This window comes from Rhodococcus sp. T9N (assembly GCF_024436645.1).
GTDB lineage: Bacteria > Actinomycetota > Actinomycetes > Mycobacteriales > Mycobacteriaceae > Rhodococcus_F > Rhodococcus_F qingshengii.
On sequence record NZ_JAMSKS010000035.1, the window covers coordinates 1 to 13,523 of the forward strand.

Annotated in this window: 10 protein-coding genes; 1 reads left to right on the forward strand and 9 read right to left on the reverse strand. The window is 59.8% G+C overall.

The features are described 5' to 3' along the window. Positions 1 to 185 precede the first annotated feature (185 nt). The 3 genes from M1L53_RS31685 to M1L53_RS31695 all read right to left on the reverse strand — a co-directional run bounded on the left by M1L53_RS31685 (position 186) and on the right by M1L53_RS31695 (position 2,608). On the reverse strand, positions 186 to 1,166 hold the full coding sequence (locus M1L53_RS31685) for a DUF4192 domain-containing protein (protein WP_261949443.1): 981 nt from the start codon (positions 1,164 to 1,166) through the stop codon (positions 186 to 188). Between the two features lie 255 nt (positions 1,167 to 1,421). Next, entirely contained in the window at positions 1,422 to 1,778 is a 357-nt protein-coding gene (locus M1L53_RS31690) for a hypothetical protein (protein ID WP_230793561.1), read from the reverse strand. Then, positions 1,775 to 2,608 carry a DUF3560 domain-containing protein gene (locus M1L53_RS31695; RefSeq protein WP_315974188.1) on the reverse strand — a complete coding sequence of 278 codons (834 nt, stop codon included), beginning with the start codon at positions 2,606 to 2,608 and terminating at the stop codon, positions 1,775 to 1,777. Before M1L53_RS31695 ends, M1L53_RS31690 begins: the two co-directional genes overlap by 4 nt. 446 nt (positions 2,609 to 3,054) lie before the next feature. On the opposite strand from M1L53_RS31695, the gene M1L53_RS31700 reads away from it, so the two are divergent. Continuing rightward, entirely contained in the window at positions 3,055 to 3,573 is a 519-nt protein-coding gene (locus M1L53_RS31700; protein WP_230793565.1) for a hypothetical protein, read from the forward strand. 72 nt (positions 3,574 to 3,645) lie between these two features. Here the strand turns inward: M1L53_RS31700 and M1L53_RS31705 are convergent, their stop codons facing one another. From M1L53_RS31705 to M1L53_RS31730, 6 genes are all read right to left on the reverse strand, one after another. Continuing rightward, positions 3,646 to 4,275 carry a hypothetical protein gene (locus M1L53_RS31705; RefSeq protein WP_230793591.1) on the reverse strand — a complete coding sequence of 210 codons (630 nt, stop codon included), beginning with the start codon at positions 4,273 to 4,275 and terminating at the stop codon, positions 3,646 to 3,648. Further along, positions 4,275 to 4,670: a hypothetical protein gene (locus M1L53_RS31710; RefSeq protein ID WP_230793566.1), complete on the reverse strand. Its 396-nt coding sequence runs from the start codon at positions 4,668 to 4,670 to the stop codon at positions 4,275 to 4,277. The genes M1L53_RS31705 and M1L53_RS31710 overlap by 1 nt, the downstream gene beginning before the upstream one ends. A gap of 215 nt (positions 4,671 to 4,885) precedes the next feature. Next, a complete protein-coding gene (locus M1L53_RS31715) occupies positions 4,886 to 10,183 on the reverse strand; it encodes a telomere-binding protein (RefSeq protein ID WP_230793592.1) in 5,298 nt (1,765 codons plus the stop codon). A gap of 257 nt (positions 10,184 to 10,440) precedes the next feature. Then, a complete protein-coding gene (locus tag M1L53_RS31720) occupies positions 10,441 to 10,743 on the reverse strand; it encodes a hypothetical protein (protein ID WP_042446037.1) in 303 nt (100 codons plus the stop codon). 452 nt (positions 10,744 to 11,195) lie between these two features. Then, positions 11,196 to 12,002, reverse strand: a complete 807-nt coding sequence (locus M1L53_RS31725) for a hypothetical protein (RefSeq protein WP_230793567.1) — start codon at positions 12,000 to 12,002, stop codon at positions 11,196 to 11,198. After that, a complete protein-coding gene (locus tag M1L53_RS31730; protein ID WP_230793568.1) occupies positions 11,999 to 12,961 on the reverse strand; it encodes a ParA family protein in 963 nt (320 codons plus the stop codon). Before M1L53_RS31730 ends, M1L53_RS31725 begins: the two co-directional genes overlap by 4 nt. Between the last annotated feature and the right edge of the window lie 562 nt (positions 12,962 to 13,523).

Sequence of the window (13,523 nt, forward strand, 5' to 3'; positions counted from 1 at the left end):
GGGGCAAGCCCCCCTGTTGACCGAATTCCAACGCGCGGCGCGCCGGACTCGTGGCTGCTTTTCGTTGTGGCAAAAAAGATTCCAAGAGAAGGCGCGCACAAAAAATGTGTGCGCTGTTTCGGTTGCGGCGCAATCGAAAGTGGTGGTGCCATCCTTTGGCTGATCGGGACGGCACCACCGAATCGTTATCTTCCGGTTCGAGTGCTCGCTGTTACCGCCGCCGTGCGCAGTTGGTCCCAGAGTGCCGGATTCATTCCGAAGTCGAGTGCGCGCTCGAACAACTGCCCGAAGGAATGAGCCGGATCGAGAGTGCGCCCCACGATGAGGGCCTCGCGAGAAAGCGCCGCATGACGCGCCACCCAATGGAATATCGCGCCGATGATGATCACCGGACCGGCAAGGTTGGCGGGCAGTAGTGCCCCTACTTGCCGCAACATCTCAGCGGCGGCATCGGCGTTCTTGTCCGTCACATGTACGAACAACAGATCACGGACAGTCACATCGTACATCGCGGCCGCGATAAGCGCTGCATGTTCGTCCGTGACGACGATTCCCCCGTCATTCTTCGCACGACCGATATACGGCGCTAATCCACTGGTGAACGCGAGTTCGGCTGCCCCGCGTGGATCCATGGCCGCCAATTTCACTCGCTGCTGATCGAAACCTTGCGCGACCGTTGCGGCGCGCTCTGCGCCGAACTGAGCTGGTTCGAAAGCTGCGCGCATCTGCGCACGAGTCTGCAGCGTGGCCACGCCGAGTGACTGCGCCTCCAACACGATCGGATGCGACCGCAAATCCATCTGGTCACCGGCCTGCAACGCGAGCGATCCGACGCCGTGCCACCGGCGAACGACACCCTCGGTGAAGACGTACACCGGTGTAACCGCATCCGGTCGGAACTGCTCGAACACCTCACCCACAGCATCGCCACGCTCAACCGGCCCGAACACCACTACCAACATTTCGCGGCACTGGGCGAACGGAGTGGCGCCCTCCAGATTCGCCAGAACTCGCCCCGACTCGACATCAGTCAGCTTGATCATCGCAACCGGCATCGGCTCGAGATCGAGGGCGATCACAACCACCTCATCGACAGGAATATGACCGCCGAGCGCAACAGCACCGGCAACGCAATCGGACGGCGAAGACAAACGAAAAGTACTCACAGGTAACCCCTTTGGGTCGTGGGGGTGCGCTGGTGAGGCGCACCGGACTAGGACAACACCGATGACACTGCCACATGCCTCCGACAAAAAGAGCCATGAACGGCGGTGAAATGCCGCCTGCCCTCGCCGTGCCGGGGGCAGGGCGAGACATGGAAGATGGCCTGGTCGCGCGGTTGCGCGGTTGCGCGGTTGCGCGACCAGGCCTAATCCACGGGTGGCGGCCGGCGAATCCATCGGGACGCGCGCAGGCTCCGCCTATATCGCAGCGACGCTCGCCGCTGTCATTGCTCCGACCGCAGTGCGCACCAGCAGCGAATTGGTGCCCTGCGCCTGTGCGATCCACTCTGACTGTTCACTCTCACTGAGTGACAACCATTCTCGCGACGTCAACACCGAGCAGTCGAGTGCTGCAACAACCGTGAGTGGTGTGAGAAGCCTCCAAGCGGCCAAACGATAAACATCGGCGAACTGTGCATTGACCGGAGGCCACTGCGCATCTGGGTACAACCTCGAAAAAGACTGCGCTGCAATATTCTCCACTGCCGCAGCAACCGGGTAGTGCCGAGACTGCCGAAACTCACCGCTGTGGATTTCTGTTCGATGATCACTCATGAGCGGATCTCCTCTGAGACGGTTCCGGCCGCCGCGGTCTGCGCACCTTCATCGCGACGTTTATGCCCGCTGAGCTTGTGATACGGCATGGTGTCAGTCCAACTCCCCCCGACAATGGAAGGAATCGTCACAGACTTTTTGTTGACCCGGACAACCGGGTACCAACCACCGGACCACTGGACGAGATCGCCCTTCGAGATCGTGTCGGGACCGTAGTTCGTCGCCTTCCCGGATTCGATTTGCTGAGCCCGGACCGCTTCCCAGTAACTGATCTGGTCCTCGCGCTCGGCGATCCTGCTTTCGAGCAGTTCCCGGTAAGCACCTTGCGCAGGTGGGAATTTCTCGACCTGCTTGATGTCGCCCAGGACAAACAACGTCCGTTCATGTCCGTCGCGTTCGCGCTGGTCCGCCCGCTGATCGGCGTGAAACTTGTCGATGCGGTTCTTCACCGTCACAGGGCTGTAGCGAGCCTCTGTAGTCGCAGCTGCGGACTCTGCACGTTGTTGCGCTTGCCGCGCAACATTCTGGGCGAAAACTGCCTGACCGAGCCGCCTGTGCGCTGTATTGAGTGCTCGTCGATGGCGCTGTTCGGAATGATGACCGATCTTGATCGGCTCTCCCCCGGGAGGCAGCGCTTCGACCGCGCGATGTTCCGCCTTCCACGCCTGCTCCGCCCTATCCGAGTGGCGTTCCGCCTTCTGCTCGAGTGCAGCGACGCGCTCCGCCTGCCGATCGATGCGATCGGCTTCAACCTCGACCGCCGGCCTGGCTGTGGCATCGATTGAAATCTCGACCTCGAAACCCTGCGCCCGTAAGGCATCCGCCGTCATGTCGATCAAGCGAACACGGGGCGCTCGATCGCGACTCCCCCGCACTCCCCACATCGCAATGCTGCGAAACCACCGCCACCCGTGCGCCCGCAGTACCTCGCCGGAACCGTCACCGCGGGAGGTTCCATCGATCAACGTGCCATCAACCGCGCTGTGCGAAATCGTCAACATGCCAACTCCAAAATAACCGGTAGAGGGAGGATGGTCAGTCCGCCCACACTTCACTAGGACACCGATCATTCTACCGCCTGACCTGCCGATATATGGGAAACTTTCGATGAAAATGCCCCTGCCCCTCACGGTGCCGGGGGTAGCGTGAGGGGCAGGGGCAGCGGGCGGTAGGTTGTGTTCGGAACCCCGCAGTTTCGGCCCTTAGCCGACATGTGTGTGTTGAAGTGGATGAGGGTATTGAAACGGCAGTAGTACAGAGGATGAGGATCCCACCGATGACGCAGCAAGAGCCGTGGCGCAGGATCTCCAACCCTGTTGATTTGCCGGCCTTTAGCGGTGCCGCCGACCTGCGAGTGCTTGATGTAGAGGTTTTCGAATGCATCCTTCGTGACCACCTGATTCCTCGATCCTCAGAGCGAAAGTACAACGCGCACTGGCGAAACTTTTGGAATGTGCTGGCTTTCGACGATGAATTGGCGGATCGGGCGACGGCCATCCTCGAAGACTTCGTGGATCAAGCCAAAGCAGCTCTCGACGCAGGAGAGTTGGATGACAAACAACAAGGCCGCGCCAGGAAATTCATCGACAAATCAGTCATGGCGCTCGACCGAATCGACAAGGCAGAGGATGCGCCTCTGGCCTGGATAGGCGAGCGGGCAGCACAGTTCAACCCGCGATCACGCGAGGTCATAGAAAAGCTCGTCCAAGCCATCGCGGAACACCGCAAGACTTTGGACAACGAAAAACTCTGGCGAGTACTCAGACGCGTGGGACTGGACCCGGACGCACGCTGACCTCTCATTGATCGCGGTTTTCACCACTGTGGGGACTTTTCCAATACGTCGGTATCGCGACGTTGCGTGGTGTCAGCGCAAAGCCGCGGCCACAGCGAGCTGCGAAAGGTCCACTACTGGACCGTCTTCAGCCCAAACCTGAGTCCTACCGACTGCCAGGATCTCGCGAGAAGGCAACACACACCACGGTTCGACACGCGAGAGCACCTCATGAACGAGAACAGTGGCGTGGAACCGTGTCGGCACAGTAGTGACGTCGAGCAACTCACCTCGCCGCCGCAAGTCGGCCGTCGATCGAGCAGTGCCGTTACTGATCACCACTTGCCGAAGCGGAAGACCGCGTAATGCGAGTACTCCAACGACGTGCGGTTCCAGCCAACCTTGTTCGCGCCATGCGGGAAGGATCCCTCGCCCCTTGGGCAGAGAGATCTTCGTGATCGCTTCACTCGCATAATCAGCAGCCTGTTGTGATCGTTCCTGGGTGTCGGCCGGCGGGCGGCACAACTGCAGAAGTCTGGTGTGCGGAATCGCCGCATTCTGGCGATTACTGCCCGCCATCCATCGCTGGACAGTGCGAACACTGACGCCGGCCACATTTGCGACGACAGCCGTATCGACGTGTCCGGTGGGGGTACGCCCGTAGCAGGCCCCCAACATCGCTTCGAGGCGCTTGCGCGTCCAACGAGGGGCCGCAGGAGCCATCACGGGCGATCGATCCCCATCTCGTCGATGCGTTCGAATTCCCAGCCGGCGACATACTGCTCATCGGCATGGTTCGTCATCCACTTGGACACACCTTCATCGCCGTTCTGCTCGAACGCAGACCACATTGCTTCGACATCGGCAGGGGTGAGTTCGAGTTGGATCTGGCGGTCCCGCTTGTAGGTCTTACCGGCGGCGCTCGGACCTTGATGACCACGTACGCGAAGGTGACCACCCCGATTTGCGAGTGCCTTGCCTTTCGACGTCGCTCGAAAAGATGCCAGCGCAGCTTTGCGTCCGCGCTGCGTCGTGGCCACTTGCCGTGACTTCTTTGCGAGTTTCTGCAACGTGTCTGCTTTGGGTTTACCGATCCGCTGGTGGCCCTCTGTCGCCACCCACCGCTGAACCGTACGTTGGGTTACCCCAAGGTCTTTGGCAGCATCTGCAGTGTTGAGCCCACCTCGCTTATTGAATCCATACGCAGCGATCAACAGTCCTCGAACGTCCGGAGCTCCTCGCCCAGGTGACACCGAGGCGCCGCTTCTTCCAGTGAGAGCACCGAAGATTTTCGACCGGCGGCCAGGATCTTTGTTCGCGTTCTTACGTGCCATCACTGATCACCACCAACGGCATAGTCCGCGGCATTCCAATCCAAATGGAGTTGGTCTTTTCCTCGGTAGCCCTTACCGGTCAAGAACTCGACCTGGTCGGCGAGCATGGCCGAGCCTTCCCATTTGTACTGCCCGAACCCGCGACCTAACGTCTCTTTCTCCCCCGGCCAGGAAGCGATCGGATCAGGATTGTCAGACACGTACAGAACGGTGTCGTTCGAGATGGCAACTGGCCACCGGTTACTACCCCTACCGATCTTCACCACCCGGCGGAGGATGTTCGCCCTAGCCTTCGCAATGATGTGATGGCGCCGTTCAGGAGCATAGCCCGGCCGACCCTTCATGAAATCGCTACTGCCAAGCATGCCCAGAGTGCGCGTGTACACAACCTTGAGTTGATCGCGGGCGAGCTGAGCATCAGGATCATCGAGGTCCAACGCCGTACGCGCATCACGGATCCGCTTGTACCAAGGATCGAGAACTCTCCCGTGCTCGTTCCACACGTACGCCTCGATAACTTCCGGCTCATACCCGAGTTCGAGCGCGTACTGCATGGTCGGCGTTGTCACCCATTTGGGCTCGTTAATCGAAAGCCCTCTCGGATTCAAAGGATTCGGGTACCGCCAGTCCGAGGATTCCGGAATCTCGATCTTCCAGTAACCAGGCAAAGACTTGTCGAAAATTACCCCGCTCTCGTGATGCTGCGGATCTCCAATTCCGAGTTCGAGACTGGCGATACCCGCAGCGTGGGATCCGCCTCGATCGTATGCATGGATGAAGAGGTTTCCGCTCTCATCCGCCGTCAGCGGCCGTGACCAGTCGATATCAGTTTCGGTGTTACTCATCTGAGACGGCGGAACCGGTTGTGATGGAGCGAAAACCGTGTCCCGTTCCCGCGAACGAGTGCTGATCATGAGATCGAACCCCGTCGTAGATGCAGACATTGCCCACGGAAACTTCAACGCGTCGGCGAACGTCGCCAAGCGTGCCGCCAATACCGCCGGCGTCGGGTCATCGGCGAGGATCGGCATATCCGCTTCGTCCTGACCCATTGCCGAGACAAACGCTATCCAGACACCCCGTTCGTCGCCATGCCACACCCGCGTCCACGTACCCAGACGATCACCGAACTTTCCGCCCAGAGACCAGCCCTCCTCCAAAGCCTCAGTCACGAAAGGGATTCCTGCAGTCAACGTGCGCATTTCTTCAGCACGTTGACGAGGATCATCTCCGAGGGTCCCTGTCTCGATCCCGAACCGCCGCGCCATGGCGTCGGTCACCCAGATTTGCCCGGGCTCGCTCCATCGTTCATTCACTGCGGTACCGAAGTTCTGTGCCCGGATCACTTCGGCAATGTGCCCCACGTGGAGGATGGGGCCGGGGTCGATAACCTCACCGCTTGGTAGCCATAATCCATCGACGTCGAGTACCCCCGCCGGCCCGGCGAAGCGCCGTCGATTCGCCGCACTGCCGGTTGTGCTCGGATCGAGCCTTACTGCGCGACTTTCGCTGGCGTACGTCGAAGTTCTCCCTGAGTTTCTGCCCGAAGGTAGGGATATGCCGGACAGCGGCGACACGTTTTCCGTCATGTCATCGCTATTTGGAGATGAAACAGACAGCGCCGCACGCGTTTTGGCCGTGCTGTCGAGCCAGCACTCGATGTGCATCGGGCGCTTTTCGAACGCGAAGGGTGAGGTGAGTCCACACATCGAGCACGGTGCGGCGGGGAAGATCGGTTCGGCGACCCCTCTGCAGCCTTCCGCGTCGTGATAGCTTGCCACCTGCTCCTCCTCGGCGATAGCAGATACGTTCAAGTTCTGCGTGTTATCGGGCATGGAGGACTGTAGGCGATGACCCCGACTGGCTTTCGCTGGCAAGATGTCTGAAAGGTGCGAGAGATGGTGCGCCTGAGAGGGGCGGGATATGGCACTTTCGTCTACAGGTCCGCGACTGACGCCAGGATTTCTCGTGTCATCCGATCCTGAAGGACATGTTCCGTCAGAATCTGAGGGACCTGTTCCGTCGGACTCGTCATCGCCAAGTACCTTCCACAACCTCAACGCGGTCAAGCGCTGACGCCGATCTTCACAATGGATAGTGCGCTGGACCGTGTATCTAGGCGTTTTACCCGCGCGCTCCTCGCCGATCAGGATCCCTTCGTCGTACAAGGCTCGCAACGCCGTGCCGCGGTCGATCTGTGGAGCATCCGACATCGATTGTGCTGCTGCCTTGAGAACCTGCTCGAGAGCCGTTGACTCCACGAGCAACTGGGCTTCCCCATCGCGTGGCGTCGGATCAGTAAGTACATAGCCGAGGCGGATTCCGCGCGCATCTTCGCGATATTTCTTCACGTCTTGGAATTCACCCACAAATGTCCGTCGCCACCCCAACCTGTTAGCCAGGGGAAATACGGGAGCCTCGCCGGTCCGAACATCGTCGACATACGCCAATCCGGTACGTAGGGCATGGGCAATCAGCTCGCGAACCCGCGCGCCAGTGCGAGAAGGCAAATCAGGATCGGCGGCCGCGGTAATCGCGTCGCGGAGCCCGACATGGACCATCTCTAGGGTCTGATCGACTTCTTGGTCTGTCAATGCGCCCACATCGAGTAGAAAACGGGTCATAGCAACCCAACCGCCCCAAATCGCGCCCACGGCTTCAGCTTGGCGCACACTCTCCCCACTCGAGCGCAGAGACTCGGCATAATGCGCAGCGGCTCGAGCCGCTATCTCGCGAGTCTCGTCCAAATGACTGGCCAGATACTGCAGGAAGCTGGCCATCAACAAGGCGCGGCCGTGCCGACTCTCGTCCCGGTCGAGAGCAATGAGCTGATCCAACTCGATCTCATCCGCTTGCAGAGGTACTGCAAGCATGCGCTGAGCGCCCGATCCGGGACGAGGCATGACCTCGGAGGTGACAACAGCTGACGCGCGAGGGGGTGTGCCATCGAGAATGCCCAAACCATCACGAGTGGAACGCGATCGAGATTCTCCGTTATGCACCATGCGTGCGAACTCCTCCAGGGACTTCTGAGCGGCACCCCAATCCCGCGTCGGAGCAACGTCATCAGCCCAGTAGAGGGCATCCTTCGCCGAATTCAGTTTGATCCGAAGGGCATTGAGCGTATCTCCATTGCCCGACATGGACGATGCCGGCCGCCGCCGATCCCACAACTCCCCCCAGTGATGCATCGCGATGGATGTCAGAGACGTCTTGTACGACCCCGGTGAACCCACGATCAACAGCACCCACGGGTTCGGGCCGAGAGCAGATCGATAGACGTGCCCGAGCAACGTCGCGGACACACGCGAAGGGAACTGAGTCAACATCGAGCCTGAATGCGCCAAGAACGCCTCTCGGATCCGCGTCGCATCTCGAATCGGTGCAGGCAGGTCGTAACGAGCCAAAGGTCCACTCAGCAAGACCGGAGCCACACGTGCTCCATCACCACTGATCGCGCCCCCGGCATGCACAAAGAACCACTCCCCTTCCGGGGTCCGTCGCCATCCGGTGGATCTGAACCGAACGGTTCGCGCGATCGTCCCGCCGGCGACCTTGAGCGCATCACGCAACTTTGCTATTCCGGAAGGACGTGAGTCATAAGCAGGAGGGCCAGGCAACGATTCGACCCAACCGCAGTCGCGGTAGTCGAGAGCGGCGATCCGGAGCCGCATGAATTCCCCGGTGTCGGGATGTGTGTAACCGATGATGACGGCTGAAAGTTGCTTGGGTGCAGGAGGATTCGCCTCTCGCTGTCCGACAATCCCCTCTCGTCCCATCAGTTTGGGCAGGTCGATGTCGAACGACTCGTCCTGAGCTTCCAGATACTCCATTTCGACGATGCGGGCGTCCAAACCCAAGACGAGTTTGGCACTCTCTTCACCATCTTTGGTCGTTGTGATCTCGACCAACTGCATATCGACGATTCGATACGTCGGCGCTGAAATCGCCGAACCTCGCTGAACGGTGGATCCTGCAGGCGCGGCAGAAACTCCAGTCTCGAGGACATGCGCAGATCCAGACGACGAACCAGCGGCCTCTTCTTGAGCTGCTGGCACTTCATTGTGAAGATCAGGATCCTGCAGCAACGGAGGGACCGGAACCTGAGCTATTTCATGTGACCCTCGAGCTGCATTGCGCGCCAGACGCCAAGCGGCCACTGCCTCGTCGGCCGCCTGACCTGCCCACTCACTGCCCTCCGCGGCAGCCTGGAGACGGCAACGATCCACAGCTTCACTCAATATCTCGAATCGAAGTTCCGATTCCAGGGCCCAACGCTTGGCGCGCTTTAACGAGAGCTGCGAATCACTTGTATCAGTGATCGAGGCGATGTGAGCATGAGCCTCGGCTGCGGCTTTTTCGACAAGTAGGTGCTTCCCGCGCACCGCACCCGCGTACGCGTGCGCCGCGACCTCGCCGGCGTTGACGGGGATGAAACCACCGAATTCGTCGTCCTCTCTCCATTTCCCAGCGAGTACGTGATCAGAGAAATCGCTCTTGGGCTCGAGTGTCGCCGGTAACAGCAGTTGTACGTGCGCTCCCACTCCTCCGAGTAAGGACGCAAGATCGATGCCCCGATTCCAACCGGCGTCGTCGCGATCGAGAACGATTCGAACGGTGGCCTTGTGAAAGATCTCTGCACACTCAGGAGGAAAACTGCGCCCACCTTGTGCATTGGTCGTAGCGACAAGCCCCAATTGTTCGGCGGTGTCGACATCCTTTTCACCTTCGAGGAGCCAGATAGCTTGTCCGGCAGCGATTGCCTCAAGGATCTGTGGCAATCGATAGAGAACCGAGCGGAATTCGCGGGGTTTCTGTTTGACGCGCCGGCCGAGGGGAGAAATGAAAACTTGCCGAAACTGCTTGTGCCGACCCAGCTCACAGCTGGTGCACTCTTCCCGAATCACCTCCTGGACAAGCTTGCCCTCCGCATCGACGTACGGGTATGCCGTGACATGCATCCAGGCGTGATCAAGTTCACGAGCGGAAGATTTCGTCGCAATCGGCTTGGGAAGTGCGCCCAGCTTTCCTCGGCGTCGGCCGGCAGTCCGCTGACGCGCTGACCGTCCGGCGAGGACTGAGGTGGAACTCCCAGGAGGAAGGGGTGTATCGAAGAGATCGGACGTCGCGATCCCCAGTGCGTCAACAATGTCCTGCGCGCTAGCGGCGCAACCATGGCACTTGAGCAGGACCTTTCCGCCGGCACCATCATCCGTCCACGTTACCGACAGGGACGCGTTGTCATCCGGATGAACTGGGCACCGCGCCGAGAGCTGCGTGGAGCTGCGCACCTTCATTCCACCCGAGGACTCAAGAAGTCCCCGAATGTTGTCCATCGACCACATATGGCCGCGGCGCGCGGGCAAGGTCATCATTTAGTACCGACGGGTGCGTATGTCACAACGACACGGCCCACAAAGGTGGCCTCCCCAAGCGGGGTTGAGCTACCATTGAAGACGCACCGCTCCTTTCACGGATCGAGCGGACGGAAAATTCGAGAAAAGCCCCCCTCCTGCCGCCAAGCACGGGGGGTTTTTCGCTGTCTAGGTAAAGATCATGTCCCCACCATCCGTAGTTGCTGGGGTCGAGACCGTCGTTCCACAGCTGCAACCAAACGGTCGACCTGGACATTGCTAGATGCGTACTGCCCGGGATCGAGACGATGCAACGACTCCGGATCAAGCTGAACGATGATGTAGTCGGGCACGTCGAAGCCATGAACGAGAGCAAGGACGAGTACTGCGTAGTCGCCAGACGGGAGACCGATCTCCCGGGCGCGTTGCTCGTAGACGTTGTGTTGACATTCAGGCGCCCGAGTTGCAATGAACCCGCGCGGCCCCTTGTGTGGACGTGCCATAACGCAACCTTAGATCCAATTCGTATCTGATAGCGATTACCCCCATTTTCGGGTGTGTCGCGTGCTGGTGCCGAAACCATGGTGACAGCTCACTCCCCTTCCTTTGATCGCCAGGTATCCCGTCCTCAAAAGAGAGGAGGTTCTTGGAGATCACTCCTGTGACCGATCCCGTCGAAGAACTTTTCGTGAGTCTGCTCCGGGCTCATCACATCTCCGCACTCCCAGTCAGGACATGACACGACACATGTAGCCAAACACCACCCGAATCCCTCTACGCGCGAACCTCAGCGGAAAAGTGTGGGGAGCATGGGGAGCGAGACAAAAGTACAGTTCAAGGCACATAAAATGCTCCCCACGCGAGTGGGGAGCATTGTGGGGAGCGAAGTGGGGAACGAGGAGAAAGACGTAAGTCCGAACCAATATTGGAGAAGGAACTACTTCCCCGCACACCCCTACTTCGGCCGAGTACCCAGATGGATTTGCAATGCAACCGCTACCACGACACTGCGCGACGGTGCGCCGAACTCCGCGACTTTCTCATCGAGCCAGTCTCGCTGCGCTTTCGTGAACCGCAACTGAACCTGGATTCCACCTCGAATCTGAGGCGACCTCCGTCGCTTGGGCAACGAACTGAATGCACCAGCTTGTGGGCTCTTCGCCGACCCCAGCCGCAGGATCTCCGCTACTTCGCCGATCTGTTCGTCCAACGCGACTTCGGCGACATCGGCGTACGTCCCCCCGATCCGCCCCTTCTCAGCCTTCAGGGCCGTCAGAGTGGCGCTATCGATGTAGATCGGCATGTTCTCGACCGTGTCAACATCAACAGGCGCGTCATCGACATCCATCGTCGGAGTGGATGATGCGGCCGGTTCGGCGGGTTTCACATCACCTGCGGCCTCAGGATCGGGCAACGGCGGGGTCAACGAGGACATGCGTGACTTCGCCGACTGAAGGGCTTCGACCGGAGGAGTTTGAGAGGCATTGTCCGGAATGCTCGGTGCCTGCGTCTTCGACGCGACCTTCGGGTCTGGCGGGGTTTCAGAATGCTCTGGCTCTACCGGCATCGGCATACCTGGTGCTGTGGAACGAACGGCGGGCGACGTCTGCTCAGAGGTATCGGCAGGGTCCACGGGAACTGATGGCCGCGGCGCACGCGTCGGCGGCAGCATTCGAGCCAGCCCCGCTCCCCTGCGCCCGGGCCCACTGGGCGGGGAGAATGCGTCCTCGAGGCTTTCGCGAGCAATCTTGCGTGCGCTCACGACACTGCCTCGACTTCCTGATTGATCTCGGTCAGTTTGCCGATGATTTCCATCGTGAGCTTTTCGTAGTCCTCTGCGAGCCCAGTTGCGTTGCGCGCCAAGAAATCTTCTGCAGGCTTAGTTCCTGCTCGAAGTGCCTTGAGGCGGCCTTTCTGTGCGGCAGCGGCTTGAGTTTCGAGTTCGTGGGCGAGGATGCCGTGGCGACGTAGGTCGAAGCCTGCCGTTTCCAGGTAGCGGATATAGGTATCGAAGACGGGAGCTGATTCTCCGATGATCTCGTAGACAGAGTCTCGAACTGCATCTTCGAGCCGAGAGGATCGGGACCCGATACCGAAGAGGACGACGCCGGCGAGGCGGAGGTCCGGATTGACGCGTCGAGCGCGTTTGAAGCGCTTCGCAATTCGAGTGAGACCGTCAAGGCTGCCTTCATCTGCTCGAGTGGGGATGACCACGCCTTGGCAGCACGCAAGAACGGCGTCGAGGATCATAACGTCACCAGGCGGGGTGTCGAACAAGATGAGATCGTAGTTCGCCGCAACGCCGGAAAGCGATCGAAACAGCAGGTCACCTAGTGTTTCAGGCTCGCCGTCGTCGTCGCTATGAGACCTGTTGGCACGTGAGAACATCAGGCCCTGGATATCAGCGAGCGTGGGGCCACCAGGAACAACGTCGAGGCCTGGCCGGACATCCTTGAGTAGCGGGGGCTCAGTGCCGGTAATGAGCGCATTGAGCAGGTCTTGACCGTCGGCGACGTCGTACCCGAGGTCGCGGGCGAGGTTTCCCTGAGGGTCAAGGTCGAGGATGAGGACTCGCCACCCACCAGCGGCTGCAAGCCCACCACAGTTGGCGCTCAATGAGGTCTTCCCTACCCCGCCTTTGCCGTTCGCGAAGGCGATGGTATTGGGGATCTGCTTGCTGAACGCAGTTTCGGAAACGGCTGCTGCGATGTTCTGTGCCATTTGGTCACTCCGACGTTGGTTAGGTTCCGGATGAAAAGTGTCTGCCGATTTTCACGCCGCACAACGCGTAGGACATCGCGTGTGATCGATGGCGGTCATTACGGGGTGTATTCACGCTGCAGTGCACGCAGGAATTGTTGCCCGTAAGTGTGCTGCATTCCCCACGTGATTCGCTGCCTGCATACAGGTAGTGAATCACGGGTGAAAACTACTTGCAAGCCATGCGTGAAAACACGCAGGTAAACACGGTGGAAATCACGCCAGAAACCATGCCGGAATTATGGCGGGAAAGTGGGCGTGTGTTGCTGTAAGAATCGATGCCAGGAACTGTGCCGGAAGCCTCACCAGAACCTCCGGCGCAAGGAGTGAGGGAACCACTGCCGGAAACGCCGCGGGAAATCGCACGTGAAACTACAGTGGAGTTGAGGCCAGAAATGCCGGGAGAACAACTGCCGGAAACCGCAGTAGTCGAAACGCCTCAAATCCCAGTGGAAGACGTGCTGGAAGCCGGGCCATATTTGAGGGCGGAGGCGACAGGAGAATCCACAGAGGAACCCGAGGC